General features: G+C 60.9%; 25 protein-coding genes and 1 pseudogene. 14 read left to right on the top strand and 12 right to left on the bottom strand.

What is annotated here, in order from left to right; all coding sequences use genetic code 11:
- Positions 1-3 precede the first annotated feature (3 nt).
- Genes C4J88_RS00325 through C4J88_RS00335 form a run of 3 tightly spaced genes read left to right on the top strand, consistent with a single transcriptional unit; the run spans position 4 to position 2,602 of the window.
- Positions 4-1,083 (top strand): heme A synthase, encoded by a 1,080-nt coding sequence (locus C4J88_RS00325; RefSeq protein ID WP_124405913.1) that lies wholly within the window; start codon positions 4-6, stop codon positions 1,081-1,083.
- Positions 1,071-1,970 (top strand): heme o synthase, encoded by a 900-nt coding sequence (gene cyoE / locus C4J88_RS00330; protein ID WP_124365285.1) that lies wholly within the window; start codon positions 1,071-1,073, stop codon positions 1,968-1,970. Before C4J88_RS00325 ends, cyoE begins: the two co-directional genes overlap by 13 nt.
- Positions 1,967-2,602, top strand: a complete 636-nt coding sequence (locus tag C4J88_RS00335) for an SCO family protein (RefSeq protein WP_124360632.1) — start codon at positions 1,967-1,969, stop codon at positions 2,600-2,602. Before cyoE ends, C4J88_RS00335 begins: the two co-directional genes overlap by 4 nt.
- 161 nt (positions 2,603-2,763) lie before the next feature.
- Here C4J88_RS00335 and C4J88_RS00340 read toward each other — a convergent pair whose 3' ends face one another.
- Genes C4J88_RS00340 through C4J88_RS00350 form a run of 3 tightly spaced genes read right to left on the bottom strand, consistent with a single transcriptional unit; the run spans position 2,764 to position 5,267 of the window.
- Entirely contained in the window at positions 2,764-3,534 is a 771-nt protein-coding gene (locus C4J88_RS00340; protein WP_124405914.1) for a MetQ/NlpA family ABC transporter substrate-binding protein, read from the bottom strand.
- A gap of 51 nt (positions 3,535-3,585) precedes the next feature.
- Positions 3,586-4,260: a methionine ABC transporter permease gene (locus C4J88_RS00345; protein ID WP_124365287.1), complete on the bottom strand. Its 675-nt coding sequence runs from the start codon at positions 4,258-4,260 to the stop codon at positions 3,586-3,588.
- Positions 4,260-5,267, bottom strand: a complete 1,008-nt coding sequence (locus C4J88_RS00350) for a methionine ABC transporter ATP-binding protein (RefSeq protein ID WP_124402596.1) — start codon at positions 5,265-5,267, stop codon at positions 4,260-4,262. Before C4J88_RS00350 ends, C4J88_RS00345 begins: the two co-directional genes overlap by 1 nt.
- Positions 5,268-5,532: 265 nt before the next feature.
- Here C4J88_RS00350 and katE point away from each other — a divergent pair, with 265 nt between their 5' ends.
- On the top strand, positions 5,533-7,674 hold the full coding sequence (gene katE / locus C4J88_RS00355) for a catalase HPII (protein WP_124405915.1): 2,142 nt from the start codon (positions 5,533-5,535) through the stop codon (positions 7,672-7,674).
- Between the two features lie 102 nt (positions 7,675-7,776).
- On the opposite strand, the gene C4J88_RS00360 is transcribed toward katE, so the two are convergent.
- From C4J88_RS00360 to zur, 4 genes are read right to left on the bottom strand one after another with little or no spacing between them, the layout of a single operon-like run.
- Positions 7,777-8,496, bottom strand: a complete 720-nt coding sequence (locus tag C4J88_RS00360) for a PA5502 family lipoprotein (protein WP_124405916.1) — start codon at positions 8,494-8,496, stop codon at positions 7,777-7,779.
- 37 nt (positions 8,497-8,533) lie between these two features.
- On the bottom strand, positions 8,534-9,322 hold the full coding sequence (gene znuB / locus C4J88_RS00365) for a zinc ABC transporter permease subunit ZnuB (RefSeq protein WP_124360638.1): 789 nt from the start codon (positions 9,320-9,322) through the stop codon (positions 8,534-8,536).
- Positions 9,315-10,100 carry a zinc ABC transporter ATP-binding protein ZnuC gene (gene znuC / locus C4J88_RS00370; RefSeq protein WP_124405917.1) on the bottom strand — a complete coding sequence of 262 codons (786 nt, stop codon included), beginning with the start codon at positions 10,098-10,100 and terminating at the stop codon, positions 9,315-9,317. The genes znuB and znuC overlap by 8 nt, the downstream gene beginning before the upstream one ends.
- The gene (gene zur, locus C4J88_RS00375) at positions 10,100-10,582 is read right to left on the bottom strand and encodes a zinc uptake transcriptional repressor Zur (protein WP_124365291.1); all 483 of its coding nucleotides are present in this window, start codon (positions 10,580-10,582) and stop codon (positions 10,100-10,102) included. The genes znuC and zur overlap by 1 nt, the downstream gene beginning before the upstream one ends.
- A 58-nt stretch (positions 10,583-10,640) precedes the next feature.
- On the opposite strand from zur, the gene C4J88_RS00380 reads away from it, so the two are divergent.
- Positions 10,641-11,570, top strand: coding sequence for a zinc ABC transporter substrate-binding protein (locus tag C4J88_RS00380; RefSeq protein ID WP_124405918.1), 930 nt, complete (start codon positions 10,641-10,643; stop codon positions 11,568-11,570).
- 126 nt (positions 11,571-11,696) lie between these two features.
- Here C4J88_RS00380 and C4J88_RS00385 read toward each other — a convergent pair whose 3' ends face one another.
- Together C4J88_RS00385 and C4J88_RS00390 are read right to left on the bottom strand one after the other, a co-directional pair.
- Positions 11,697-12,650, bottom strand: a complete 954-nt coding sequence (locus C4J88_RS00385) for a homoserine kinase (RefSeq protein ID WP_124405919.1) — start codon at positions 12,648-12,650, stop codon at positions 11,697-11,699.
- Positions 12,651-12,706: 56 nt separating this feature from the next.
- The gene (locus C4J88_RS00390) at positions 12,707-12,997 is read right to left on the bottom strand and encodes a DUF2782 domain-containing protein (RefSeq protein WP_124360643.1); all 291 of its coding nucleotides are present in this window, start codon (positions 12,995-12,997) and stop codon (positions 12,707-12,709) included.
- A gap of 74 nt (positions 12,998-13,071) precedes the next feature.
- Between C4J88_RS00390 and polA the strand changes: the two genes are divergently transcribed.
- Entirely contained in the window at positions 13,072-15,867 is a 2,796-nt protein-coding gene (polA, locus tag C4J88_RS00395; protein WP_124405920.1) for a DNA polymerase I, read from the top strand.
- Between the two features lie 268 nt (positions 15,868-16,135).
- On the opposite strand, the gene yihA is transcribed toward polA, so the two are convergent.
- Positions 16,136-16,777: a ribosome biogenesis GTP-binding protein YihA/YsxC gene (gene yihA / locus C4J88_RS00400; RefSeq protein WP_124360645.1), complete on the bottom strand. Its 642-nt coding sequence runs from the start codon at positions 16,775-16,777 to the stop codon at positions 16,136-16,138.
- Between the two features lie 200 nt (positions 16,778-16,977).
- Here yihA and C4J88_RS27550 point away from each other — a divergent pair.
- The 6 genes and pseudogenes from C4J88_RS27550 (at position 16,978) to C4J88_RS00430 (ending at position 22,435) form a co-directional block, all read left to right on the top strand.
- Positions 16,978-17,190, top strand: a pseudogene (locus C4J88_RS27550) (cytochrome).
- A gap of 33 nt (positions 17,191-17,223) precedes the next feature.
- A complete protein-coding gene (locus C4J88_RS00410; protein ID WP_124365295.1) occupies positions 17,224-17,835 on the top strand; it encodes a cytochrome c4 in 612 nt (203 codons plus the stop codon).
- A gap of 168 nt (positions 17,836-18,003) precedes the next feature.
- Positions 18,004-18,639: a thiol:disulfide interchange protein DsbA gene (gene dsbA, locus C4J88_RS00415; protein WP_124365296.1), complete on the top strand. Its 636-nt coding sequence runs from the start codon at positions 18,004-18,006 to the stop codon at positions 18,637-18,639.
- A 10-nt stretch (positions 18,640-18,649) separates the two neighbouring features.
- Positions 18,650-19,528, top strand: coding sequence for an endonuclease/exonuclease/phosphatase family protein (locus C4J88_RS00420; RefSeq protein WP_124360648.1), 879 nt, complete (start codon positions 18,650-18,652; stop codon positions 19,526-19,528).
- Positions 19,525-21,570: a GGDEF domain-containing protein gene (locus C4J88_RS00425; RefSeq protein ID WP_124405921.1), complete on the top strand. Its 2,046-nt coding sequence runs from the start codon at positions 19,525-19,527 to the stop codon at positions 21,568-21,570. Before C4J88_RS00420 ends, C4J88_RS00425 begins: the two co-directional genes overlap by 4 nt.
- An 88-nt stretch (positions 21,571-21,658) precedes the next feature.
- Positions 21,659-22,435, top strand: a complete 777-nt coding sequence (locus tag C4J88_RS00430) for an N-acetylmuramoyl-L-alanine amidase (protein WP_124365298.1) — start codon at positions 21,659-21,661, stop codon at positions 22,433-22,435.
- A gap of 58 nt (positions 22,436-22,493) precedes the next feature.
- Here C4J88_RS00430 and C4J88_RS00435 read toward each other — a convergent pair whose 3' ends face one another.
- Both C4J88_RS00435 and algB read right to left on the bottom strand, forming a co-directional pair.
- Complete coding sequence (locus C4J88_RS00435) at positions 22,494-24,281, bottom strand: KinB sensor domain-containing domain (RefSeq protein WP_124402606.1); 1,788 nt, start codon at positions 24,279-24,281, stop codon at positions 22,494-22,496.
- Between the two features lie 10 nt (positions 24,282-24,291).
- Positions 24,292-25,638: a sigma-54-dependent response regulator transcription factor AlgB gene (gene algB / locus C4J88_RS00440; protein ID WP_124405922.1), complete on the bottom strand. Its 1,347-nt coding sequence runs from the start codon at positions 25,636-25,638 to the stop codon at positions 24,292-24,294.
- A gap of 400 nt (positions 25,639-26,038) precedes the next feature.
- Between algB and C4J88_RS00445 the strand changes: the two genes are divergently transcribed.
- Positions 26,039-26,323 (top strand): hypothetical protein, encoded by a 285-nt coding sequence (locus tag C4J88_RS00445; protein ID WP_124360653.1) that lies wholly within the window; start codon positions 26,039-26,041, stop codon positions 26,321-26,323.
- Positions 26,324-26,401: 78 nt separating this feature from the next.
- Positions 26,402-26,566: a DUF1328 domain-containing protein gene (locus C4J88_RS00450; RefSeq protein ID WP_003170804.1), complete on the top strand. Its 165-nt coding sequence runs from the start codon at positions 26,402-26,404 to the stop codon at positions 26,564-26,566.
- Position 26,567 lies beyond the last annotated feature (1 nt).

The following is a 26,567-nucleotide window of genomic DNA, read 5'->3' on the forward strand; positions in this document are numbered from 1 at the left end:
ATCATGGCCAAGCCTGGATTTCGCCTCGCGTTGTTTGCCACCTTGCTGGCGCTGATCGTCGTGTTGCTTGGCGCCTATACCCGCCTGACCCATGCCGGCCTCGGGTGTCCGGACTGGCCGGGTTGCTACGGCTTTATCAGCGTGCCGCAAAGCGCAGCCCAGTTGGCCCATGCCGAGCTGCATTATCCGGATACGCCGGTGGAGGCCGACAAAGGCTGGGCCGAGATGACTCACCGCTACTTTGCCGGCACCCTCGCCCTGCTGATCGCGCTGCTGGCGGCGCGTGCGTGGAGCCACCGACGCGACCCCGGCCAGCCGGTGAAATTACCGCTGTTCGTGTTGATGGTGGTGATCGCGCAGGCGGCGTTCGGCATGTGGACGGTGACCCTCAAGCTGTGGCCGCAAGTCGTGACGGGGCACCTGTTGGGCGGCTTTGCCACCTTGAGCCTGCTGTTCCTGTTGACCCTGCGCTTGTCCGGTGTGTTGCCCGCGTTGATCGTGCCCAGGCGCCTGCAATATTGGGCAACGGCGGGGTTGGTGCTGGTGATCGGGCAGATTGCGCTGGGCGGATGGGTCAGCTCCAACTACGCGGCGGTGGCCTGTGTCGATTTGCCAACGTGCCACGGCCAATGGTGGCCGGCAGCGGACTTTGCCAACGGCTTTCACCTGACCCAGCATATCGGCCCTAACTACCTCGGCGGGCAACTGGACAGCGATGCGCGTACGGCCATTCACCTCACCCATCGCGTCGGGGCGGTGCTGGTCACGCTGGTGCTGCTGGGCCTGGCCTGGCAATTGCGCGCGGTGGGCATGACGCGCCTGGCGGGCTTGCTGTTGATCGCCCTGGCGGCGCAAATCAGCCTGGGCCTGAGCAATGTGGCGTTCGGCTTGCCACTGCCGGTGGCGGTGGCTCACAACGCCGGGGGCGCGACGCTATTGCTGAGCCTGGTACTGGTCAATTATCACGCGCGTACCAGCCTGGTCCGGGTGCGCGTTCCACGCCCGATTGCCTGGCGGTTTATTCCGCGCAAACAGGTATCGGGCCTGATAACCCTTAAAGGAGAGATGCCATGGCGTCCTTGATCGGCGCGGGTCACGGCCAGGCTATCTGGCGCGACTATCTGGAGCTGACCAAGCCGAAGGTGGTGGTGCTGATGCTGATCACCTCGCTGGTGGGCATGTTCCTCGCCACTCGCGCCGGAGTGCCGTGGACGGTGCTGGTTTTCGGCAACCTGGGCATCGCCTTGTGTGCGGGCGCGGCGGCTGCGGTCAATCATGTGGTGGACCGGCGCATTGATGCGTTGATGGCGCGTACGCACAAACGGCCATTGGCCGAGGGGCGCGTCTCGCCGGCTGCGGCACTGGCTTTTGCGTTGTTGCTGGCGGTGGCGGGCCTGGCGCTGCTGCTGGCCTTTACCAACCCGCTGGCGGCATGGCTGACGTTGGCCTCGTTGCTGGGCTATGCGGTGATCTACACCGGCTTTCTCAAACGCGCGACGCCGCAGAACATCGTCATCGGTGGCCTGGCCGGCGCCGCGCCGCCGCTGTTGGGCTGGGTCGCGGTAACCGGGCATATCAGCGCCGAGCCCCTGCTGCTGGTGTTGATCATCTTCGCCTGGACGCCGCCGCACTTTTGGGCGCTGGCCATTCACCGCAAGGAGGAGTACGCCAAGGCTGACATCCCGATGCTGCCGGTCACCCACGGCGAGCATTACACCAAGGTGCATATCCTGCTCTACACCTTTGCCCTGCTGGCGGTGAGCCTGATGCCCTATGTGATCCATATGAGCGGGTTGCTGTACCTGGTCTGTGCGCTGGTATTGGGCGGGCGCTTTCTGCAATGGGCCTGGGTGCTGTACCGTGGCAGCCAGCCGCACGCGGCGATCAACACCTTCAAGTACTCCATCTGGTACCTGCTGCTACTGTTTATCGCCCTGCTCGTCGACCACTACCTACTGTTGAACCTATGACTCGAACTCAGAAAACTGTCTTCATTCTCGTGGCCCTGGTGGCGTTGATCATGGGCCTGACTGTCAACAAGGTGCTATCGGGCAAAGGCCAGGGCGATCCCACTGCGCTGATCGACGCCGGCATCATCCTGCTGCCGCAAAGTCGCCAGCTGCCTGCGGTGAGCATGACCAACCAGGACGGCCAGCCGGTGCTGGTCGATGAGCTGAAAGGCAAGTGGAGCCTGCTGTTCTTCGGCTACACCTTCTGCCCGGATATCTGCCCGACCACCCTCGCCCAGCTGCGCCAGATCAAGAGCGAACTGCCCAAGGACGCGGTGGATAAGTTGCAAGTGATCCTGGTCAGCGTCGACCCGAACCGCGACACCCCGGCCCAGCTCAAGCAGTACCTGGGCTATTTCGATCCGCAGTTCCAGGGGCTGACCGGTGCGAATGTGCAGGAGGTGCAGACGGTCTCGAATGCGGTGAGCATCCCGTTCATCCCGGCGGACACCAGCAAGCCCAACTACACCGTCGATCACAGCGGCAACCTGGCGCTGATCGGGCCGGACGGTACCCAGCGCGGGTTCATTCGCGCGCCGTTGAATAACCAGAAGTTGGTGGCGCAGTTGCCGGGGCTGCTGCAGCGTAAATAGCTCACGACACAAAACAAATGTGGGAGGGGGCTTGCCCCCGATAGCAGGATGTCAGTCGATGAAGATGTTGACTGACCCGCCGCTATCGGGGGCAAGCCCCCTCCCACATTTTGATCTCCAGTGTATTGGAGATCGTTCCCACGCTCTGCGTCCGCGTTGAATCAGAACGCTGGCTTGATCGCGCCTTTGTACTTCTCTTCGATGAATTGCTTCACTTCAGGTGTGTGCAGGGCGGCTACCAGCTTCTTCACCGCGTCCGAATCCTTGTTGTCTTCACGGGTCACCAGGATGTTCACGTAAGGCGAGTCGCTGCCTTCGATCACCAGGGCGTCCTTGGACGGGTCCAGCTTGGCTTCCAGCGCATAGTTGGTATTGATCAGGGCCAGGTCGACCTGGGTCAGCACGCGCGGCAGGGTGGCGGCTTCGAGTTCGCGGAACTTCAGGTTTTTGCTGTTACCGGTGATGTCCTTGGTGGTCGACAGGATGTTGGTCGGGTCCTTCAGGGTAATCAGGCCGTTGTTGGCCAGCAGCAACAGGGCGCGGCCGCCGTTGGTGGCGTCGTTCGGGATCACCACATTGGCGCCGTCCGGCAGCTCGTCCAGCTTCTTGTATTTGCTCGAGTACGCGCCCAGCGGTTCCAGGTGCACGCCGCCGACGCTCACCAGGTGAGTGCCCTTGGCCTTGTTGAATTCATCCAGGTACGGCTGGTGCTGGAAGAAGTTGGCGTCCAGGCGCTTTTCAGCCACCTGTACGTTCGGCTGCACATAGTCGGTAAAGACTTTGACCTGCAGGTCCACGCCTTCTTTGGCCAGCGCGGGTTTCACGAATTCCAGGATTTCTGCATGCGGCACTGGCGAGGCGGCGACCTTGAGGGTCTCGGCGTGGGCGGAAAACGCGGCAACGGCGGCGAAAGCAACCAGTAGTTTTTTCATCCAGCAAGCTCCTTGTTCGGGCATCTGCCGGCACCAGGCCGGCCATGGCCGTTATTTTCGAGAAAAGTGCACCACCAGCTTGTCGCCGACGGTCTGCAGAATTTGCACCAGGATCAATAGCATCACCACGGTGACTACCATCACGTCGGTCTGGAAACGCTGGTAACCGAAACGGATCGCCAGGTCGCCCAGGCCACCGGCACCGACCACGCCGGCCATCGCCGTGTAGGAAACCAGTGTAATCGCCGTTACGGTAATTGCCGCAAAAATGCCGGGGCGTGCCTCGGGCAGCAACGCGTTGATGATGATCTGGCGCGTGCTGGCACCCATCGACTGCGTGGCCTCGATGATGCCGCGGTCCACTTCACGCAGGGCGGTTTCCACCAGGCGCGCAAAGAACGGCGTGGCGCCCACCACCAGCGGCGGAATCGCACCCGCTACGCCCAGCGATGTGCCAGTGAGCAGCACGGTGAACGGAATCATCACGATCAACAGGATGATGAACGGCAGCGAGCGCAGGATGTTCACGATCAACGACAGCAGCGCGTACAAGCCTTTTTGCTCGAACAGCTGACGTGGGCTGGTCAAGAACAGCAGCACACCCAACGGCAGGCCCAGCACGACCGTGAAGAACAGCGAACCGAACAACATAGTCATGGTATCGCCGGTGGCGAGCCAGATTTCGGACCAGTCGATGTTGGCAAAGAAGCTCAGGAAAACGTCCATCAGCGCAGCACCTCCATATGAACGTCAGCGGCGGTGAAGCGCGCAAACGCGGCTTCCATGTCACCGCCGGTGACGGCGAGGGTCAATTGCCCATAGGGGATGTCTTTGATGCGGTCGATACGACCGGCAAGGATGCTGTAGTCCACCCCCGTTTCACGGGCGACGGTACCCAGCAATGGCGCGTAGGTCGCGTCCCCTTGGAACGTCAGGCGCACGATACGGCCCGGTACGTGGGCGAAGTCATCGTGCTGCTCGCCTTCATCGACCTGTTCGGCTTCCTGGACGAAGCGCTTGGTGGTCGGATGCTTGGGATGCAGGAACACGTCGGCCACCGAGCCCTGCTCGACGATCACGCCGGCGTCCATCACGGCCACCTGGTCGCACACGCGGCGAATTACGTCCATTTCATGGGTGATCAACACGATGGTCAGCTTCAGCTCGCGGTTGATTTCCGCCAGCAACTGCAGGACCGACGCGGTGGTTTGCGGGTCCAGAGCGCTGGTGGCTTCATCGCACAGCAGAATCTTGGGTTTGGTCGCCAGGGCGCGAGCGATGCCGACGCGCTGTTTCTGGCCGCCAGACAATTGCGCCGGGTACTTGCGGGCGTGGTCCGACAGACCGACGCGGGCGAGCAGCTCGGCGACACGCAGGTCGATTTCCTTGCGCGACAATTCGCCGGCCAATGTCAGCGGCAGCGCCACGTTGTCTGCAACGGTCTTGGACGCCAGCAAGTTGAAGTGCTGGAAAATCATGCCGACTTGCTGACGGAAACGGCGCAGGCCGTTGGCATCCAGTGCGGTGACTTCTTCGCCGTCGACACTGATCTGCCCGCCACTGGGCTCTTCAAGGCGATTGATCAGGCGCAGCAGGGTACTTTTTCCCGCGCCCGAGTGGCCAATCAGGCCAAACACCTGGCCGTTTTCGACGCGCAGGCTGGTGGGGTGCAGGGCGGGAATATCCTTACCGGCGACGCGGTAGGTTTTATGGACGTTTTGAAACTCGATCACGTAGCGAACCTTGTGGGGCGCATGGAAAAGGGATCAGCGGTTAGCCGGGCGCGCATTTTAGCCTGTCCATCCAGTGATTCTTAGCATTTATTTCGTATCCATCCTGCGATTTGGCAATAACGAGACAGAAGGTCATAAAAAGGGAACGGCTCATAACGCTGTCAGTCACTACTTAAGCAATGCGATGTTCCGGGTGCCGTGCCCGGGGCTTCATTCAAACGAGCCGGGGACCGCTCTGGCCACTTTGACTAAGGAGTTTTGACTGATGAGTACCAAGAAGCCAGGCACCCCGCCGAAGAGTGAACTCGCGGGTACCGATACCCTGGACCGAGGCAATACCAACACCAAATTGCAGGCGTTGGAAGAATTCCGTTCCGATGCGACCGGCCAGGCCCTGCGCACCAACCAGGGCGTGAAAATCTCCGACAACCAGAACACCTTGAAGGTCGGCGCTCGTGGCCCTTCGCTGCTGGAAGATTTCATCATGCGTGAAAAAATCACGCACTTTGACCATGAGCGCATCCCGGAGCGCATCGTGCATGCCCGTGGCACCGGCGCCCATGGCTATTTCCAGAGCTACGGCGACCATTCGGCGCTGACCAAGGCTGGTTTCCTACGCACTCCGGAGCATAAAACGCCGGTGTTCGCGCGTTTTTCCACGGTGCAGGGGCCGCGCGGTTCCGGTGACACGGTGCGTGACGTGCGCGGTTTCGCCGTAAAGTTTTTCACCGAGGAAGGCAACTTCGACCTGGTGGGCAACAACATGCCGGTGTTCTTCATTCAGGACGCGATCAAGTTTCCTGATTTCGTGCACGCCGTTAAGCCTGAACCGCACAACGAGATTCCTACAGGCGGCTCGGCCCACGATACGTTCTGGGACTTTGTCTCGCTGGTACCGGAGTCGGCGCATATGGTGGTGTGGGCGATGTCTGACCGCGCCATTCCGAAAAGCCTGCGTGCAATGCAGGGTTTCGGCGTGCATACCTTCCGTTTGATCAACACCGAAGGCAAATCGAGCTTTGTGAAGTTTCACTGGCGGCCAAAGGTCGGTACCTGCTCGCTTGTGTGGGACGAAGCGCAAAAGCTGGCGGGTAAAGATACCGATTACCACCGTCGCGACCTGTGGGAAGCGATTGAGAGCGGCGACTACCCCGAATGGGAACTGGGCGTGCAGATCGTTGCAGAAGAAGACGAGCATAAGTTCGACTTCGACCTGCTCGACCCGACCAAGATCATCCCAGAGGAACTGGTGCCGATCACCCCGCTGGGCAAGATGGTGCTTAACCGCAACCCGGACAATTTCTTTGCCGAGGTCGAGCAGGTTGCGTTCTGCCCAGGCCATATCGTGCCGGGCATCGACTTCACTAACGACCCACTGCTGCAAGGCCGTCTGTTTTCCTACACAGACACCCAGATCAGCCGTCTCGGCGGGCCGAACTTTCATGAGATCCCGATCAATCGCCCGGTCGCACCGAACCACAACAACCAGCGCGATGCCCTGCATCGCAGCGTGATCGATAAGGGCCGCGCAGCCTACGAGCCGAACTCCATCGACGGCGGGTGGCCGAAGGAAACGCCGGCAGGTCCAACCGACGGCGGTTTTGAGTCCTACTACGAGCGCATCGATGCGAACAAGGTCCGCGAGCGCAGTGAGTCGTTTGGCGACCATTTCTCCCAGGCCACGCTGTTTTTCAACAGCATGAGCCACCACGAGAAAGAGCACATCATCGCCGCCTACAGCTTCGAGTTGGGCAAGGTCGAGCGCGAACATATTCGTGCCCGCCAGGTGAATGAAATCCTGGCCAACATCGACCTGGAACTGGCCAAGCGCGTGGCGCAGAACCTGGGCCTGCCAGCGCCGACCAAGGGCACGGTGCCGGTACGTGAAACGTCGTTGAAGCAATCGCCGGCATTGAGCCAGGTGAATTTGCTGTCCGGCGACATCAAGACGCGCAAAGTGGCGATTCTGGCGGCTAACGGCGTGGACGGTGCAGCGATTGATGCACTCAAAGCCGCACTTGAGGCTGAAGGTGCGCATGCCAAGTTGCTGGGGCCGACCTCGGCGCCTGTGACCACCGCCGATGGCAAGTCGCTGCCGGTGGATGCGTCGATGGAAGGCATGCCGTCCATTGCGTTTGACGCAGTGTTTATCCCTGGCGGTAAAGAGTCGGTCAAAGCGCTGAGCGGCGACGGTGTGGCGCTGCACTACGTGCTGGAAGCGTACAAGCACCTGAAGGCTATCGCGGTGGCCAGTGACGTGAAGCCTTTGTTGGATCTGCTGAAGCTGGAGGCGGATGCGGGGTTGATCGTGGGTGCGGATGCCAAGGCGTTCAAGGCGTTCTTCGCCGCGATTGCCCAGCATCGGGTCTGGGATCGGGAGCCTAAGGCCAAGGCGATTCCGGCTTAATTCTTTGGTTGGCTGTTAGATCGCCATCGGGGGCAAGCCCCCTCCCACATTTTGAACTGTGAATACATTCAAATTGTGGGAGGGGGCTTGCCCCCGATGCTTTTAATCTGCCTTACGCGGTATCAGCACAACCTGCGCCGGAATGTGTTTCAAAATCTGCCGGTGAATCTTCAGGTCATACCCTGCATCAATGCGCTTCACCCGTTTGGTCAGCAACGTGGCCAGCCACGGGTAATCCTCGGTGCGTGGCACCTGGAGGCTGACGTCGCACTGGTAATTCACCACGTCGGTGGCGATGGCATCCAACTGATGGCGCATGGCTTCGACATCCGCCAGGTTCAACGCCACGGTGGTGCTCGGCGCCGCCGGGTCGATGACCTTGGCGGCGGGCTTGGCTTCGGCGGCTTTCAAGGCGGCCTCGGCCTGATCCAGCTCGGCTTTGCGCGCATGGCTGATGGCGCTGTTGACGCCACCGGTCAGGGCCGGGGCCTTGGGCATCAGCGCGCGGGCACGGCTCAGGGCTGTGGCGGCGGCGTTGACATCACCCTTTTGCAGCACGATCTGGCTGCGCTGCAGGTAGGCTTCGGCCAATTGCCGCTGGTAAGCCTCGAGCGCCGGATCGTTGGGCGATTGGGCCTGCAACGTGGCGAGCTGGTCTTCGGCGGTGGCCAATTCGCTGCTGGCCAGGTTTTGCTCCAGTTGCGCGATGGCCGCAGCACGGGGGTCCAGCGCTTCGGGGGCGGCGGGCGGTGTGCTTTGACAGGCGCCCAGCAGCAGGGAAAATGCGGCAAGGAGCAGATAACGGAAGGTGAACGGCTTCATTCCTGCGACTCTCTATTTGCGCAAAAAGCGAGCAAGTCTACACCCCTCGACGGGGCAGGACAAAACTCAGCAGAAACAGGGCGGCCGCCGATACTACGATCGACGGCCCGGCCGGTGTGTCCTTGAACCATGACAACGCCAGGCCTCCACACACTGCCAACATGCCCAAAAGGCTCGCGCCGATTGCCATTTGCTCCGGCGAACGAGCATGGCGCTGAGCGGCGGCTGCGGGAATGATCAACAGCGACGTGATCAACAATACGCCGACAATCTTCATCGCGACAGCGATCACCACCGCGATCAATAACATCAGCGCCAGGCGCAGGGCCGGCACGGGCAAACCTTCCACCGTGGCGAGTTCCTCGTGCACGGTAATCGCCAGCAGCGGGCGCCACAGGCTCACCAGCAGCACCAGCACCGCCGCGCTGCCGCCCAGGATCCACATAAGATCGACAGGGCTGATCGCCAGCAGATCGCCAAACAGGTAGGCCATCAGGTCGATGCGCACTTCATGCATGAAGCTCAGCACCACCAGGCCCAGGGACAAGGTACTCGGCGCCAGGATGCCCAACAGCGTATCGGAAGCCAGTGGCTGGCGCTGTTGCAGCGTCACCAACAACACCGCCAGCAGCAGGCAGCCGACAGTGACGGCGATGGTCGGGCTCACATCCAGCAGGAAGCCCATGGCCACGCCGAGCAGCGCGGCATGGGACAACGTGTCGCCAAAGTACGCCATGCGCCGCCAGACCACGAATGAGCCCAACGGGCCCGCCACCAGCGCCAAAGCCAAGCCTGCCAGCAGGGCGTAGAGCAGAAAATCAGCCATGCTTGCAGCTATCTCCATGAACATGAGGGTGGGGTGCGGCGGAGTCGTCAACCACGGCGCCGTGCAGATCATGGGCGTGGTCATGGTGATGATGGTAGATCGCCAGGCTTTGCGCGTTCTTACCGAACAGCTCGACGAACGCCGGGTCGCCGCTGACCTGTTCCGGATGGCCGGAGCAGCACACGTGACGGTTGAGGCAGACCACCTGGTCGGTGGTGCTCATCACCAGGTGCAAATCGTGAGACACCATCAGCACACCGCAGCCGTGACGGTCGCGCAAGCGAGTGATCAGGCTGTACAGCTCGGCTTGCCCGGCGACGTCGACGCCTTGCACGGGCTCATCGAGCACCAGCAGCTCTGGCTCGCGCAACAGCGCGCGGGCCAGCAGCACGCGCTGCATTTCACCGCCGGAGATGCTCTGCACCGGGCTGTCGATCACCTGTTCGGCGCCGACTTCCTTGAGCGCCGCGTGCGCGCGGGCACGGTCAACCCCCGGTACCAGGCGCAGAAAGCGCAGTACGGAAAGCGGGAGTGTCGGGTCTACGTGCAGCTTCTGCGGCATATAGCCCACGCGCAGTTTGGGCCTGCGCCATACGCTGCCACGGTCCGGCTTGAGCAGGCCCAGCACGGCGCGCACCAGGGTGGTCTTGCCGGCGCCATTGGGGCCGATCAGGGTAACGATCTGCCCCGGCTCCACGCTCAATGCGATGTCATCCAGCACGTTTTGCCCGGCGAACGTGACCCCAACCTGCTCCAGGCGGATTAACGCATTGCTCATCACGCCCCCTGACAGCCCGAGCACAGGCCGACCACTTCGACCGTTTGCCCTTCGACGCTGAAGCCGACTTCAGCGGCGCTTTTGATGATGGCGTCACTGATGCTTTTTTGTTCAAGCTCGATGGCGGCGTGGCACTGGCGGCAAATCAGGAACTGACCCTGATGCGCGTGTTCCGGGTGGTTGCAGCCGACAAAGGCATTGAGCGAAGCGATGCGGTGCACCAGGCCGTTTTCCAGCAGGAAATCCAGCGCACGGTAAACCGTGGGCGGCGCAGCGCGGCGGCCGTCCTGCTCGCTGAGTACGCCGAGGATGTCGTACGCGCCGAGCGGCTTGTGGCTTTGCCACACCAGCTCCAGCACGCGACGACGCAGCGCGGTCAGGCGCAAACCCTTCTGCGCGCACAGGGTGTCGGCCTCCGACAGCGCGGTGTGAACGCAGTGAGAGTGGTCGTGGGGACGGCTGGCAAGAGGTGTTATAGGCATGAGCGGCGACAGATATTTGATAGAGACGTTATTATGTTACCCGTTCCTACGCCATTGAGTGGTCATCGTGTCCCGACTTTTTCCCGTTTTTGTCGTATTTGTCACCAGTTTGTTCATGGCTGGCGCCGCTCAGGCCGGGGTCAAGGTGCTGACCAGCATCAAGCCGCTGCAACTGATTGCCGCTGCTGTACAGGACGGTATAGCGGTTCCGGAGGTGTTGCTGCCACCGGGTGCGTCGCCGCATAACTTCGCATTGCGCCCATCCGACGTACGGCGCGTGCAGTCGGTAGACCTGCTCTACTGGATCGGGCCGGACATGGAAACATTTCTGCCGCGCGTGCTGAAAGGCCGTACGGCGACAACGGTGGCCGTGCAGGACCTGCCGGGCATGAAACTGCGCCGGTTCGGCGAAGATAGCCACTCCCACGCCGATGAAGCCGACGAACATGACCACGATCATCGCCCCGGCAGTGTGGATGCACATCTGTGGCTGTCGACGGTGAATGCGCGGGTGATCGCGGCGCGTATGGCGGCTGACCTCAGTGCCGCCGACCCTGCCAATGCCGCGCGTTACCAGAGCAACGCAAAGGCCTTCGAGGATCGCCTGGATGCGCTGGATGTGCGCCTGAAGCAGCGTTTGGCCGGCGTTGAGGGCAAACCTTACTTTGTATTTCACGAAGCCTTTGATTACTTCGAAGACGCCTACGGTTTGAAGCACGCCGGCGTGTTTGCCGTTGCAGCCGAAGTGCAGCCAGGCGCCCAGCATGTGGCGGCGATGCGCACGCGGTTACAGGAAGTGGGCAAGACCTGTGTGTTCAGCGAGCCACCGTTGCGGCCGCGTCTGGCCGAGACGCTGGTGGCGGGTTTGCCGGTGAAGCTCGCGGAATTGGACGCGCTGGGCGGTTACACCCCGGCCACGGCCCAGGGTTACGAGCAGGTGCTGGAAAAACTGGGCAATGATCTGGCTGGCTGCCTGGAATCGCTCTGACTGCCACTGCAGATCAAATGTGGGAGGGGGCTTGCTCCCGATGTGGGAGTGTCAGTGAGCACATCATTGGCTGACCCACCCTAATCGGGAGCAAGCCCCCTCCCACATTTTTGATCGTGTGTATCTTTAGAGGGCGAACGGCAAGTGGACAGCTACTTGCTGACGCTGCATCAGCCGCTGCTCGAACTCCGCCGGGTCATGAATCAGCACATCCTGCCCGGCAAACGCCTGCGCCGCGATCAGCCGCGACAGCCAGAAGCGCACGCACGCGACGCGCAACAGGGTCGGCCACAGCTCGGCTTCCTTCGCGGTAAACGGCCGCAGCCCCGCGTAAGCCCCAAGCAACGCACGGGCGCGCTGCCCGTCAATCACGCCGTCGGCATCCGAACACCAGTCATTCAAGGCGATGGCGACGTCGTACAGCATCGGCCCCGAGCAGGCGTTGTAGAAGTCGATCAGGCCGGTCAGGTGCGTGCCTTCGAACATGGCGTTGTCGCGGAACAGGTCGGCGTGAACGTTGGCGCGCGGCAGGGCAAGGATCTGCGTCTTGCAGGCCTGGATCTCGCTCAAGGCGTCCTGCAGAAGCCGCTGTTGCGCGTCGTTCAGGTGCGAAATCAACTGCGCGCCTTCACTGAGCATCCAATCCAGCCCGCGATCGGTCTTGCGCTCCAGCACCTTGTCGCCCTGGGTCGCCAGATGCAGGTGACCGAGCAAGTCGCCGACCTGAGCGCAATGCTGGGCGTTGGCGTCCTTGATATGCTTGCCGGCCAGGCGTGGTTGCAGCAGCGCCGGCTTGCCGGCCAGCGTGCGCAGGGCAACGCCGTCAGTGGTGCGCAGGGCGTAAGGCACAGGCAGGTCGGCGTCGTGGAGTACGTCGAGCAGTTCGATGAAGAACGGCATTTCGGCGACGGGGCCCCGTTCGACCAGGGTCAGGACGTACTCGCCCTGTTCCAGGCTGATAAAGAAATTGGTGTTTTCGCTACCGGCGGCAATCCCCTGGAAATCAAGCAGGCGGCCGAGCCCGTAAGGGGCAAGAAAGGTTTCCAGCTCGGGCCGAGCCAGGGGGGTGAACACAGACATGGTTAAAACTGCCATTACGGGCGCCGCTCAGCGCGGCGCCGGTTGAAGTTAGGGAATCATTTCCATTCGAAGATCTTCCATGACGGGATCAGCATATCCGGCTGGTCAGAACGGATGAAGTTCGCATCGGTTCCGTCAGCGCGTACCAGGAAATACGGTGGCGCACCTTTTGGCGTGACCTTGATGGCGTACAGGAAGCCGTTTTGGCGGTACTCCTGGATAGTCTTGTCGCCTTCCGTGCGAATGGTCACTTCCGGATCGGCCGACGGCGCATCGTCTGCCGCCATGGCAGCCATCGGAGCGAGTGCAATCAAGCCAGTGAACAGCAGGCGATTGAATGTACGCATGATAACCTTGTCCCTTTGTTTTCATTGGTCCGGCTATTCTAGCGCCTGACCCGCCGAAAAGGTTGATCCTGCTCATGAGCCAAGCGCCTCTCGTCCTGGTGGACGGTTCTTCTTATCTGTACCGCGCCTTCCACGCGCTGCCACCGCTGACCACCTCCAAAGGCCTGCCCACCGGCGCGGTCAAGGGCGTGTTGAACATGCTCAAGAGCCTGCGCAGGCAATACCCGAACAGCCCGTTCGCCGTGGTGTTCGACGCCAAGGGCGGGACCTTTCGCGATGAAATGTTCGCCGAATACAAGGCCAATCGCCCGAGCATGCCCGATGACATGCGCCTGCAGATCGAGCCCCTGCACCAGAGCGTGATCGCCCTGGGCTTCCCGTTGCTGTGCGTCGAAGGCGTCGAGGCCGATGACGTGATCGGCACCCTGGCCCGCAGCAGCGCGGCCGCTGACCGTCCCGTGGTGATCTCCACCGGCGACAAGGACATGGCGCAACTGGTGGACGGGCACATTACCTTGGTCAACACCATGACCGGTAGTTCGATGGACATCGAGGGCGTAAAGGAGAAATTCGGCGTCGCTCCAGAGCAGATCATCGATTACCTGGCGTTGATGGGCGATTCGTCCGACAACATCCCTGGCGTTCCCGGAATTGGCCCGAAGACCGCCTCCGGTTTGCTGGTGGGTGTGAATGGCGGCCTGAAAGAGCTGTATGAGCAACTGGATATTGTGCCGACCCTGCCGATTCGTGGCGCCAAGACGCTGCCGGCGAAGCTGGAAGAGCATAAGGAGATGGCGTTCCTGTCTTACCAGTTGGCGACGATCAAGATCGACGTGCCCCTGGATATCGGCCTGGACGACCTGCACCTGATCGAGCCGGATCGCGAAAAGCTGCTTGAGTTGTACACGCTGCTTGAGTTCAAGAGCTGGTACGAAGAGATCCAGCGCGATACCAAGCGTGTCGAGCTCAAGACGGCAAACGAGGTTGCGCCCGTCGCCCAAGCGTCGGTTGAGGCGGTGATAGCGGTGCCGGTGGAGTCGGTTTACACCACCATCCTGGACCAGGCCACGTTCGATCTGTGGCTGAAGAAGCTCAACGACGCGCCGTTGTTTGCCTTCGATACCGAAACCACCGGGATCGACGCCCAACAGGCCCAGTTGGTTGGGCTTTCGTTCGCGGTGCAGCCCCATGAAGCGGCCTATATCCCGCTGACACATGCCTACACTGGCGTGCCGGATCAATTGGACCGTGACACCGTGCTGCTGGCCTTGAAGCCGTTGCTGGAAGATCCGACCAAGCTCAAGGTCGGCCAGCACGCCAAGTTCGACATGAATATCCTGGCCAACTGCGCTATTGGTGGTGACCCTGCGCAGGGCATCATCGTGCGGGGCATCGCCTTCGATACCATGCTCGAATCCTACGTACTGAACTCCACCGCGACCCGCCATGACATGGACAGCCTGGCGAAAAAATACCTGGACCACGACACCGTCAGCTTCCAGGACATCGCCGGCAGGGGCGCCAAGCAGCTGACATTCGACCAGATCGCCCTCGAGCAAGCCGGCCCGTATGCGGCCGAAGATGCCGATGTGACGTTGCGCCTGCACCAGAAGCTGCACGCGCAGCTGGCAGCGGTCCCGAGCCTGGCCAGTGTGTTGACGGATATCGAGATGCCGTTGGTGCCGGTGCTGGCACGTATCGAGCGCCAGGGCGCCCTGGTGGACAAGGCACTGCTGGGCATCCAGAGCATCGAGCTGGGCAACAAGATGGTCGAGCTGGAGCGCCAGGCATTCGAGATCGCCGGCGAGGCGTTCAACCTCGGTTCGCCCAAGCAGCTCGGGGCGATTCTCTACGAGAAACTCGGAATGCCGGTGTTGAAAAAGACCGGCAAGGGCCAGGCATCCACGGCTGAAGAAGTGCTGGCCAAGCTGGCCGAGGATGATTTTCCGCTGCCCAAGGTGCTCATGCAGTACCGCAGCATGAGCAAGCTGAAAAGCACCTATACCGACCGCCTGCCGGAACAGATCAACCCGCGTACTGGGCGTATTCATACGTCTTACCATCAGGCGGTGGCGGCGACCGGGCGTTTGTCCTCCAGCGATCCGAACCTGCAGAACATCCCGGTGCGCACCGCCGAAGGGCGACGCATTCGCCAGGCGTTTATCGCACCCAAAGGCTACAAGCTGCTGGCAGCGGACTATTCGCAGATCGAGCTGCGGATCATGGCGCACCTGTCGAAAGACGAAGGGTTGATGAACGCCTTTCGCAACGACTTGGACGTGCACACCGCCACGGCTGCCGAGGTATTCAAGGTTGAATTGAGCGAGGTTACCTCCAACCAGCGCCGCAGTGCCAAGGCGATCAACTTCGGCCTGATCTACGGCATGGGCGCCCAGAAGCTCGGCAAGGACATTGGCGTCGACACCAAGACCGCCAAGGCTTATATCGATGTGTACTTCGCCCGCTATCCCGGCGTGCGCGAATACATGGAGCGCACCCGCGCCCAGGCGGCGGACCAGGGTTTTGTGGAAACCTTCTTCGGGCGGCGCCTGTACGTGCCGGATATCAACTCCAACAAGCCTCAGGAGCGCGCGGCGGCAGAGCGCACCGCGATCAACGCGCCCATGCAGGGCACGGCGGCGGACATCATCAAGAAAGCCATGGTGAAGGTGGACAACTGGCTGACCGAGTCGGGCCTGGACGCCAAGGTCATCCTCCAGGTGCATGACGAACTGGTACTGGAGGTGCGTGAGGATCTGATCCCGGAGGTCAGCCAGAGAATCCGCGAACACATGAGCGCTGCCGCGCAGTTGGACGTGCCCCTGGTGGTGGACGTGGGCGTTGGCGATAACTGGGACGAGGCCCATTGATTCTGCGGCTGTGCCATCACCGCGCGTGATGGCACGGCGCTTTAGATCGGAAACTGCCGTCAGTTATTTCCAAGAGTTTTTTGAACCCGCCGGAACTTAACCTGTGAACCGTCACTCAGAGTTACTGAATGGGTGGTGAAGCCCTTCAATGCTCCTATGTTGTGTTAAGTGTTGGCAGATATCTGGACCCCGCCCTAGCGGTCCGGAACTTGGACCCCGAACTTCCCTCCCCATACGAAGTCCGGGGTTTTTTTTGCCCGCGCAAAAGTTACTCGGCGATCTCAGCGCCTTTGTCCGCCAATTCCATCCAGCCGGCCAGTACAGTGTAGGCATCTTCCAGGCCCATGCGCTTTGGCGCGGAGAACAGTTGGATGCTGATTGCGTCGCCCCAACCCTTACGGATCTCGGTCTGCACTTTGAGCAGGGTGTTCTTGGCTGCGCCGTAGGTCAGCTTGTCGGCCTTGGTCAGCAGGATATGCATCGGCATGCCGCTGGCGACCGCCCAGTCGAGCATCAACAGGTCGAAATCGGTCATTGGATGACGGATGTCCATCATCAGGATCAACCCCTTCAAACTCTCCCGGCCACCCAGGTAAGCCTCCAGGTGACGCTGCCAATGCAGCTTCAATGGGATAGGGACTTTTGCATAACCGTAGCCCGGCAGGTCGACCAGACGCCGATCATCGTCTAGCTTGAAGAAGTTGAGCAGCTGCGTGCGACCCGGGGTTTTCGAGGTGCGTGCCAGGCTGGCGTGGGTCAGGGTGTTCAGTGCGCTGGACTTACCGGCGTTGGAACGGCCTGCGAAGGCGACTTCAAAGCCTTCGTCATCGGGGCATTGGTCCACTTTGGCGGCGCTGAGCATGAAGGTGGACTGTTGGCACAGGCCGAGGATGGGATTCTTGAGTTGCATGAGATTTCCGATGTGGGCGGTGCCGAAAAAGGGTGCGGCAAGCGGTGTCGTTTCCGTTTCAGTAGCGCCAGTATATAATGCCGCAGATTTTGTGTGTGCTTTGTCCCAGCGAAGGATGAAGTTCACGGGAGCGAAAGACCTTCATTGCGCATTAGAACGCAAAACGCTCTCAAACCCTGAACAGGTCGATGTATGACCTGATGGTGACTCGCTTCGGTGTCCTGATCGCGCGTTAAAGCGCCCAGGCTACACAGGAACCGCAAGCGCTGTACAACCGAGTTTGCGTGGTCATGTCGGTGTAACGCATGACCCGGGGTTTCAAGGCAATGCCGCCGCGTGGTTTGTGCAAGGACTGCAGTACTGAGGATTACCAGGCCATCATTGAGTTGATGGTGAGTAAACCCGGTAGATAACTCTTAAACCCTTAGCCGTAGTTGGATTAGCTGATGAACAAACTGATCGTGAGTCTGCTGTTGACCTTGGGCATCACCGGTGTTGCCCATGCTGCAGGCGACGCTACCGCGGGGCAGGCGAAAGCCGCCGTGTGTGGTGCTTGCCATGGACCGGACGGTAACAGCCCGGCACCGAACTTCCCCAAACTCGCCGGCCAGGGTGAACGTTACCTGACCAAGCAGATGCACGACATCAAGGATGGCAAGCGCGTGGTGCTGGAAATGACCGGCTTGCTGGCCAACTCCAGCGATCAGGACATGGCTGACATCGCGGCGTATTTTGCCAGTCAGAAAGGCAGCGTGGGAGCTGCCGATCCGAAACTGGTCGCCCGTGGCGAGAAGCTGTTTCGTGGCGGCGACCTGGACAAAGGCCTGCCCGCCTGCACCGGCTGCCATTCGCCCAATGGCGCAGGCAACGCCCCGGCAGGCTTCCCGCACCTGAGTGGCCAGCACGCCACTTACATCGCCAAGCAGTTGACCGACTTCCGCAAGGAAGAAGCCGGCCGGGCCAACGATGGCGACGCAATGACCATGCGCACCATCGCCCGTAAACTGAGTGACGAAGACATTGCGGCAGTCTCCAGTTACATCCAAGGCTTGCACTGACAGCCTGCAACGTTAACGCTCGATTAATCCATCGATGCAAGCATAAAAAGGGTGGCTACGGCCGCCCTTTTTTGTGGCGGCTGCCGTTACACTAACGAACTCATGTCCGCGTAGACCTGTCACACCTAAAGGTCGCGTGAGGCGACCGTATTTGTCCAGGAGTAAAGCATGCGTAATCTGATCCTCAGCGCCGCCCTCGTTACTGCCAGTCTCTTCGGCATGACCGCACAAGCTGCCGACGTGCCGCTTGAAGCCGGTAAAACCTACGTTGAATTGGCTAACCCGGTGCCGGTTTCGGTACCCGGCAAGATCGAAGTGGTGGAGCTGTTCTGGTACGGTTGCCCGCATTGCTACGCCTTTGAGCCGACCATCAACCCTTGGGCCGAGAAGCTGCCGAAGGACGTGAACTTCAAGCGCATTCCGGCCATGTTCGGCGGCCCATGGGATGCCCACGGCCAACTGTTCCTGACCCTGGAAGCCATGGGTGTGGAGCATAAGGTCCATAACGCGGTATTCAACGCGATCCAGAAAGAAGGCAAGCGCCTGACCAAGCCAGACGAAATGGCTGACTTCGTTGCTACCCAAGGCGTCGATAAAGACAAGTTCCTGGCCACTTTCAACTCCTTTGCCATCCAGGGCCAGATCAAACAGGCCAGAGAACTCGCGCAGAAGTATGGCGTGCAAGGCGTACCGACCCTGATCGTCAACGGCAAGTACCGTTTCGACCTGGGCAGCACCGGTGGCCCCGAAGAGACGCTCAATGTCGCTGACCAGCTGATCGCCAAAGAGCGCGCAGCCAAGTAAGGGGCTCGCCATGCGCCGCTGGGGTACCGAACGCGTTGTAGGCCTGCATGATCCGCGGGTCAACGAACATCATCTGGAATCCACAGGCCTGCCGGCAGACAGCCGCTTGCGGCTGCTCAGTTTCAATATCCAGGTGGGTAACAGCACCGAGAAATATCGGCACTACCTCACGCGGGGCTGGCAGCATTTGCTGCCGCACAAAGGGCGCACCGGCAATCTGCAAAAAATCGGCGACCTGCTCAGCGACTTCGACCTGGTCGCCCTGCAGGAAGCCGACGGCGGGAGCCTGCGCTCCGGCTACATCAACCAGGTGGAGCACCTTGCCCAGCTCGGCGCCTTCCCCTACTGGTACCAGCAACTCAATCGCAACCTCGGGCGCCTGGCGCAGCACAGCAATGGCGTGCTCAGCCGCTTGAAGCCGACCGTCATCGAGGATCACCCGTTGCCGGGCCCCAAAGGGCGAGGCGCGATCCTTGTGCGTTTTGGCGAAGGTCCGGAAGCGTTGGTGGTGGTGATGATGCACCTGGCCCTCGGCGGGCGTACGCGCAACCTTCAGTTGGCCTACGTGCGCGACTTGATCGGCAACTACAAGCACCAGGTGCTGATGGGTGACATGAACACCCATGCCAACGACCTGCTGCAGAATTCCCCGCTGCGCGACCTCGGCCTGCTGGCGCCGCAGGTCGAAGCCACGTTTCCCAGCTGGCGTCCGCAGCGCTGTCTGGACCACATCCTGCTCAGCCCGAGCCTCACACTGGAAAGTGTGCAGGTGCTGGCGCAGCCCATTTCCGATCACCTGCCGGTCGCGGTAGAGATTCGTCTGCCGGGTTCGCTTACGGCTGATGCATTACCCGCGTTGAGCCCAGGCCCTCGCGGACCTCTTGCATGAGCGACGACGCCCAGCGCTGGAAAGAGAAATACCTTAAAAGCATCGAGCAACAAGACAAGCTCGAACGCCGCTGGGCCGCCCGCCTCGACCTGCTACGCCGAGGGCTGGTGCGCAGCACGCTGGCGGCCGAAGGCACTGACCGTGCTGTCGATCAATGCATGAAGGAAATGCGCGATGTGGTGCGCACCGACGACATGGACGCTGCCCTGGCTGCCCTGCTGCCGCGTCTGGAAAAGGCCGTGCTGGATTCCGAGCAGCGCCGCGAAACGCGGGTTGACCAGATCAGTTCCGCCCTCACCGCCCTGGTCGCGCAGTTGCAGAAACTGCCGCTGCCCCGTGAGGTGTCGCGCCCGCTGAAGACCTTCGCGAAACAGCTCGACGCTCGGGTGGGGCAGGCGCGGGAAATTCCGCTGCTGCTCAGCGAGTTGAGCAACCTGCAAGAGCAGGCGCTGCAAAACCTGGAGCCAGAGGGTGAAACCCCACGCTCCGGGCCCGGTTTGTTGCAACGCTTGTTTGGTGCCAAAGAGGTCTCCAATGACACCTCTGCGCCTGAGCCCGAGGTGCTCCCTGCGGCAAAATCCGTTGCGCCCAAACCTGGCCCTGAGCCTGCGGAACCGGCCCAGTCCGAAGAACTGACACAAGCCTTGCGCGCGTTTGCACCGTTGCCACAAACAGTGACGGCCGCCGAGCCTGAGGCCGTTGCACCGGTCAAAGAGCCTGTGCCTGCCGGCGCAACGTTTGAGTTCGAGGCGCCTGCTCAAACGTCACCCGTGTCCACGCCTGACAAAACCCCCGAGCCTGCGGTGCCGCCTGAGGAAGCCGCTCCCGAAAGCGCACTTGCTGCCTTTATCGAAGAGCCCCAAGACTCAGTCGACACGCCTGAAGAAACCCTCATCGGCAGCCTTTCCCTCCCGCCCGTATGGGATACCGCAGAGCCTGATCCCGATGCAGTGCAATCGGAGGGGCTCTACGCGCTGCCCGATTCGCCCGAGCCGTCCTACAGCTCGGTTGCCCAGCACATTGAAAACACCTTGCTCGGCCTGCTGGAAGACCTGTCCCTGCCCGAGCGCCACCGGCCTCAGGCCGAAGCCATGCGCGAACGCCTTGCCCATGGCTTGAACTGGTACGAACTGCTGCCGATCCTCGACGACCTGGCGGTGCTGATGTTGGCTGTCACCGACAGCGGCCAGCATGAGTTCGAGGCTTACCTTAAACAGCTCAACGAACGCCTTGAGGCATTCCAGGGCCATCTGCAGGTTGCCAGCGAAGGTCACGCCGACAGTCGCTCCGCTGCGCGCCAGTTGGACACGCAGATTCGCGAGCAAGTGGACGGCCTGCAAAGCAGCGTGCAGGAAGCTGCCGATCTGGACAGCCTCAAGCAACTGCTGGAGAGCCACCTTGAAGGCTTGCTCGGCACCATGGACGAACACCGCCAGCAGCGCGACCAACGCGAACAGGAAGTGGCCGCACGCCTCCAGGGCCTGGCGGAGCGGGTGGCGAACATGGAGCAGGAAGCCCAGGGCTATCGTGAGCATTTGGAAATACAGCGCCAGAAGGCGCTGATCGATCCACTCACCGGCCTGCCCAACCGCGCAGCCTGGAGTGAGCGCCTGGATCAGGAGGTCAATGCCTGGCATCAACGTGGCAACAGTCTGTCACTGGCCATGCTGGACCTGGACCACTTCAAGCGCATCAACGACGGCTACGGCCACTTGGCCGGCGATAGAGTGCTGAAGATCATTGCCAGTGTGCTGCGCAAGCGCCTGCGGCCGACCGATTTTATTGCGCGCTTCGGCGGCGAAGAATTTGTGTTGTTGATGCCCGACTCAGCCTTGGCGGATGCCCTGGCCGTGGGTGAAGGGTTGCGGGCGGCCATCGAGGCTTGCCCGTTTCACTTCAAGGGCGTGCCGGTAACCATCACGGTATCCATGGGGGTCGCGCAGTTTCAACCAGGCGAGCGCAGTGACCTGGCGCTCAAGCGCGCAGATGAGGCGCTTTACAGGGCGAAGGCAGCGGGACGTAACCAGGTGCAGGCGGCGTAAAAGATGTTCCATTTTGTAATTTCGCCGCCTGGGATTTGACGTTACGTTACACTGTTGCATTATCGTCCTCTGCGTAATGCCTTCTGCCATGAAATCTCTCTTTATTGCTTTTGCCGTTCTTGTGCTCGCCGGTTGCTCCAGCGGCCCGCGCCTGAACACCAGCCATCCTTCGGTTAATCACGACAACCGTGTGCAGTTCGTTGTGGTGCATTACACCTCGGCCAACCTTGAGCGCTCCCTGGCGTTATTGACCCATGGTCAGGTCAGCAGCCATTACCTGATCGGCGATGACGCTTCAGGCACCCTCTACAAGCTGGTTGATGAAAGCCAGCGTGCCTGGCACGCCGGGGAAAGTGAGTGGATGGGGCGCACCTGGCTCAATTCCAGCTCCATCGGCATCGAGATCGTCAACCCGGGCTATAGCGACACCCCGACCGGTCGGGTGTGGTACCCGTACTCCGAAGCTCAGGTGAAATCACTGGTGGTGTTGCTCAAGGACATCAGCAAGCGTAACGGGATCGCCCCTAAGAACATCATTGGGCACAGCGACATCGCCCCGCTGCGCAAGCTGGACCCTGGCCCGTTGTTCCCTTGGAAGCGTCTGGCCGATGAAGGCCTGGGGATTTGGCCGGATGCCCAGGCGGTGGCTCGATTCCAGGCGCAGTACGCCACGCAACTGCCAAGCATCAGTTGGTTCCAGCAAGAACTGGCCCGTCTGGGTTACCAGACCCCACAGACCGGCGAGTTGGATGTGGCCACGCGTCATGTAATCGCCGCGTTCCAGATGCATTTCCGTCCATCGCTGTTTGACGGAACGCCGGATGCGGAAAGTGCGGCGATCCTGCATGCCTTGAACCAGCGCTGAAATGGCTGGCAAGTTTTTGTGGCAAGGCAGCAAGCACCCTCGCCACAAAAGCGCGCGCCTACAGAGGCAAGGCCATATAGAACTGTGTGCCCTGCCCCGGCCGTGAGTACACACCCATGCGGCCGCCGTGCAATTGCACGATCTCCTTGCACAGCGCCAGCCCCAGGCCGGCGCCGCCTTTTTTGCGCCCCACCTGCACGAAAGGTTCGAAGATGCGTCCTTGCTGGCCGTACGCAATGCCTTCGCCGTTGTCCTCGACGCTGATAATTACCCGCTCACCATGACGCCGAGCCTGCAAGCGAATCTGCCCTCTCTCGGCCGTGTGTCGCATGGCGTTACCCAGCAGGTTGTCGAGCACGCGCTCCAGTTGTGCCTGGTCGGCATACAGGCGCGGCAGGTCAGATTGCACCTCCACCATCAGTTCAATACCTTGCGCGCCCGCCGGCTCGGCGAATCGAGCGCGGGCATGCTCGAGCAGGTCAGTCACATCGCATGGCCCCAGCGTGAGTTTCTGCAGGCCGTTCTGATAGCGCGAGAAGTTGAGCAAATCGTTGATCAACTGCATCAGCCGCTGCATTTCTTCATTGACCGTATCCAGCAGGTCCGCTTCGCGTGACTCCGCCGGGAACTTGGCCCGCTCGCGGAACAGTCCGAAGGCCATATGCATGCCGGTCACCGGTGTTCGCAGCTCGTGGGAGGCGCGCAATACGAACTCGCTGCGCACCCGCTCAAAGGCCCGCTGCTCGGTGACATCATGCAGCACCATCACAGCGCCCAGAATGTGCCCCTGTGTATGGCTGACCGGGGTCAGGCTGTACGTCAGCAGACGCAGCTCGCCTTCGACTTCAACTTCCAGATCCTCCGGCGCCCGCTCCAGGTTGCCGCCGCGCAGCACCAAGTGCAGCTGTTCATCCATTTCCGGACGACCCAGCGCTTCGCCCAGGCCCTGGCCGAGGCGCGCTTCGTCCCAACCCAGCTGGCGTTGCGCCACAGGGTTGAGGTGCTCGAGATGGCCCTGGCGATCAATCATCAGCAAGCCGTCGTCAATGCTGTCGAGTACTGCTTGCAAGCGCTGCTGGCCGGCGAGCAGCTCATCGACATTGGTGGCCTGATGTTGGCGCAATGCCTCGGCCATGATGCCGAAGCGACGGGTCAGCTGGTTCATTTCCGCCGCCGACGATATCGGCAATGTCACTTCGAAATCGCCTTGCCCGATTTTGTCGGCAGCCTTGGCCAGCGCTTCGATTGGCCCGCCGAATCGCCGGGCAATGCCATGCGCGGTCACAAAACCGATGATCAGCACCGCAAGGCCTACCAGCCCCAGTAAGCTGGCAATCAACAGCGCCCGTTCGCGGGATCTGTGCTCGCTCGTGCTGATATTTTCCAGCGCCTGTTTGTGGTGAACGATTAGCCCATTGCGCAGGGTATTGAAGGTTTCAGTGAGCTTTTCCTTGCTGCCCGGTACAGGTGGGTTCTGCTGGAATTCGTCAAATGCCTGCAGCAGGTGCTGGTAGTCGTCGCGTGCCTGACTGAAACCGTGGGTCAGTCCGTCACGCTGTTCATGGGCGATGCCCTGGTCCAGCAGGTCGAAGTATTGCTGCTTGGAAGCTTGCAGGGCAGCCGGATCTGGGCGCTTTTCGAGCATCATCATCAGTTGATCGCCCAGGCTCTGGCGCAACTTGAGACCCAGCTCCAGGGTGACGAAGTTGCTGCGAATCAACGATTCCTGGGTCTTGGCCATCTGCATCACGCTGACCAGGCCCAGGACCAGCCCCAGCAGGGCCACGGTGATCAGCGCTGAGATGCTCAGGAATAGTCGAGTACGCAGTTTCATCGCGAGCTTCATGAGGTACAGCTCATAGGTTGTACTGTTTACGTTTGCGATACAGCGTCGACGCATCGATGCCAAGGGTGCGCGCGGCCTGGTCCAGCGTATCGCTGGTGGCCAGGACGGCGCCGATATGGGCTTTCTCCAGCTCGTCCAGGCTCAGTGCCGCACCAATGCGCGGTGCGTTGTTGGTCGGTTGCTCGGCCATGCCAAGGTGGCTGATCTCGACCTTTTCCTGAGGGCAGATGATGCTGGCGCGTTCCACCACGTTGCGCAGCTCCCGGATGTTGCCGGGCCAACGGTAGTTGAGCAGTGCTTCGCGTGCCTGATCGCTGAAGCCGCGAGCCGGGCGGGCATACTCCTTGACGAAGCGCGCCAGGAACCGGTCCGCCAAGGCGAGGATGTCTTCACTGCGTTCGCGTAGCGGCGGCAGGTGCAGGGTGATGACGTTGAGGCGATACAGCAGGTCTTCACGGAAGCGGCCGTCGCGCACCATGTCTTCCAGGTTCAGGTTGGTGGCGGCGAGGATGCGCACGTCAGCGCGACGGGTAACCGGGTCGCCGACACGCTCGTATTCTTTGTCCTGAATGAAACGCAGCAGTTTTGGCTGCAAAGTGAGCGGAAAATCGCCGATTTCGTCGAGAAACAGTGTGCCGCCATCCGCTTGGTTGACTCGGCCCAATGTGCTTTCGCTGGCACCGGTGAAGGCACCGCGGCTGTGGCCAAACAATTCGCTTTCCATCAGTTCTGCAGTCAACGAGGGGCAGTTGATGGTCACGCAAGATTTCTTCGAGCGTTTGCTCCAGCCGTGAATGGCCCGCGCCAACTCGCCTTTACCGGTGCCCGACTCGCCGAGAATCAAAATGTTGGCGTCGGTGCCGGCTACCTGACGTGCGGTTTCCAGTACCACCATCATCGCCGGGCTGTGGGAGTCGAGACCGTCCTTGGATTGGCGTACCGCGCCTTCCAGCACTTCCAGGCGTGCCGAGAGCTGGCGCACTTCCAGTTGCTTGGCGGTGGCCAGGCGCAACTGGTCCGGGCTGCAGGGTTTGACCAGGTAATCGGCGGCGCCGGCTTGAATGGCGTCTACCGCAGTGTCCACGGCGGAGTGGGCCGTCACGATCACGACACGCATCCATGGCGCCTGGACACGCATCTGGGCCAATACATCCAGGCCATTGTCTTCGCCCAGGCGCAAATCCAGGAAGCACAGATCGAACACTTGGCGTTGCATCAAGGCATCGGCTTGGGCCGCGCTGTTGGCGGTGGCAACGGTGTAGCCTTCATCTTCCAGGCAATAACGGAAGGTACGGAGGATCGCGGACTCGTCATCCACTAAAAGAATGCGGCCTTGAAGTTCCTTGGCTGATTCCATCTGTCCCGCGCTCCTTAACTATGAATGTTGGTGTTTAGTCCCGGAATAATCGGGCAAGTTGCATGGTTTATTCTGATCGATAAAAGGCAACGTCGCGCAGCTATCTGCATACCTTCCTACGTGCCCCGCTAAAGCCCCGCGCTAGTGGCGTTTTCATATCTTCTCGCCGCTTCGGCAATCCTGCAGCTACTTTCGCTCCTTCGACCCGACTACTGGCCATCGTGCATTTCGCACGGCCCTACAGGGGGCATCGTGCAGGATGCTGTGGGGCGTGCGTTTAAATAATTCATATCTTATTGATTTTAAAGGGTTTTATTTTGTAATAAACCTGGCATGCGCTCTGCAATAGGTAATGCATAGAGCGTCATGAACGAATAATCAGAATGCGGGAGAAAGCAGTATGACTCGCCAAAGCCTAAGCCAATTGCGTGTATCGCCACTGCATCTGCAGCAAGGCCTGTTCGCCAGTCTGGCGTTGATGGTCACGCTGATCGCCGGCCAGCAGATGCAGCATTGGCAGCAGAGTCAGCAGCCGACTGCGCAGTTCGAGCGTCCCGTCATGACCCAGACCCACTTCCGTTCCGTCGCCAGCACGGCTGTCGATGTAACCGCCCCGCAACTGAGAGTGGCAGACCAGGATTCCACCCTGAGCGAACTGCCGGTTCAGGAACGCTGGGTGTTCTAAGCAACAAAACGTCGCTCATGCCGAGCGGCCGCATGGCATCACTGCTGTTACCTCTATGAAAGCTTAAGGAGAATCACCATGTTGAGTTGGGCAATCACATTTCTGATCATCGCCATTGTGGCTGCAGTCCTGGGCTTCGGTGGTATCGCGGGCACCGCCACGGGTATCGCCAAGATTCTGTTCGTGGTGTTCCTGGTGATGTTCATCGCTTCGTTCTTCTTTGGTCGTCGCGGCCGAGGCTGAA

The sequence above is a fragment of the Pseudomonas sp. R4-39-08 genome (assembly GCF_003852275.1).
Taxonomy (GTDB): Bacteria; Pseudomonadota; Gammaproteobacteria; order Pseudomonadales; family Pseudomonadaceae; genus Aquipseudomonas.

Coding starts and splice junctions, on each gene's coding strand:
- C4J88_RS00390 (WP_124360643.1), bottom strand. CDS start 12,997: ATGCGTACATTCAATCGCCTGCTGTTCACTGGCTTGATTGCACTCGCT.
- C4J88_RS00385 (WP_124405919.1), bottom strand. CDS start 12,650: ATGTCTGTGTTCACCCCCCTGGCTCGGCCCGAGCTGGAAACCTTTCTT.
- C4J88_RS00450 (WP_003170804.1), top strand. CDS start 26,402: ATGTTGAGTTGGGCAATCACATTTCTGATCATCGCCATTGTGGCTGCA.
- C4J88_RS00420 (WP_124360648.1), top strand. CDS start 18,650: ATGCGCCGCTGGGGTACCGAACGCGTTGTAGGCCTGCATGATCCGCGG.
- C4J88_RS00425 (WP_124405921.1), top strand. CDS start 19,525: ATGAGCGACGACGCCCAGCGCTGGAAAGAGAAATACCTTAAAAGCATC.
- algB (WP_124405922.1), bottom strand. CDS start 25,638: ATGGAATCAGCCAAGGAACTTCAAGGCCGCATTCTTTTAGTGGATGAC.
- zur (WP_124365291.1), bottom strand. CDS start 10,582: ATGCCTATAACACCTCTTGCCAGCCGTCCCCACGACCACTCTCACTGC.
- polA (WP_124405920.1), top strand. CDS start 13,072: ATGAGCCAAGCGCCTCTCGTCCTGGTGGACGGTTCTTCTTATCTGTAC.
- C4J88_RS00345 (WP_124365287.1), bottom strand. CDS start 4,260: ATGGACGTTTTCCTGAGCTTCTTTGCCAACATCGACTGGTCCGAAATC.
- C4J88_RS00445 (WP_124360653.1), top strand. CDS start 26,039: ATGACTCGCCAAAGCCTAAGCCAATTGCGTGTATCGCCACTGCATCTG.
- C4J88_RS00360 (WP_124405916.1), bottom strand. CDS start 8,496: ATGAAGCCGTTCACCTTCCGTTATCTGCTCCTTGCCGCATTTTCCCTG.
- C4J88_RS00325 (WP_124405913.1), top strand. CDS start 4: ATGGCCAAGCCTGGATTTCGCCTCGCGTTGTTTGCCACCTTGCTGGCG.
- C4J88_RS00340 (WP_124405914.1), bottom strand. CDS start 3,534: ATGAAAAAACTACTGGTTGCTTTCGCCGCCGTTGCCGCGTTTTCCGCC.
- dsbA (WP_124365296.1), top strand. CDS start 18,004: ATGCGTAATCTGATCCTCAGCGCCGCCCTCGTTACTGCCAGTCTCTTC.
- C4J88_RS00435 (WP_124402606.1), bottom strand. CDS start 24,281: ATGAAGCTCGCGATGAAACTGCGTACTCGACTATTCCTGAGCATCTCA.
- znuC (WP_124405917.1), bottom strand. CDS start 10,100: ATGAGCAATGCGTTAATCCGCCTGGAGCAGGTTGGGGTCACGTTCGCC.
- C4J88_RS00410 (WP_124365295.1), top strand. CDS start 17,224: ATGAACAAACTGATCGTGAGTCTGCTGTTGACCTTGGGCATCACCGGT.
- katE (WP_124405915.1), top strand. CDS start 5,533: ATGAGTACCAAGAAGCCAGGCACCCCGCCGAAGAGTGAACTCGCGGGT.
- C4J88_RS00335 (WP_124360632.1), top strand. CDS start 1,967: ATGACTCGAACTCAGAAAACTGTCTTCATTCTCGTGGCCCTGGTGGCG.
- znuB (WP_124360638.1), bottom strand. CDS start 9,322: ATGGCTGATTTTCTGCTCTACGCCCTGCTGGCAGGCTTGGCTTTGGCG.
- C4J88_RS00430 (WP_124365298.1), top strand. CDS start 21,659: ATGAAATCTCTCTTTATTGCTTTTGCCGTTCTTGTGCTCGCCGGTTGC.
- cyoE (WP_124365285.1), top strand. CDS start 1,071: ATGGCGTCCTTGATCGGCGCGGGTCACGGCCAGGCTATCTGGCGCGAC.
- yihA (WP_124360645.1), bottom strand. CDS start 16,777: ATGCAACTCAAGAATCCCATCCTCGGCCTGTGCCAACAGTCCACCTTC.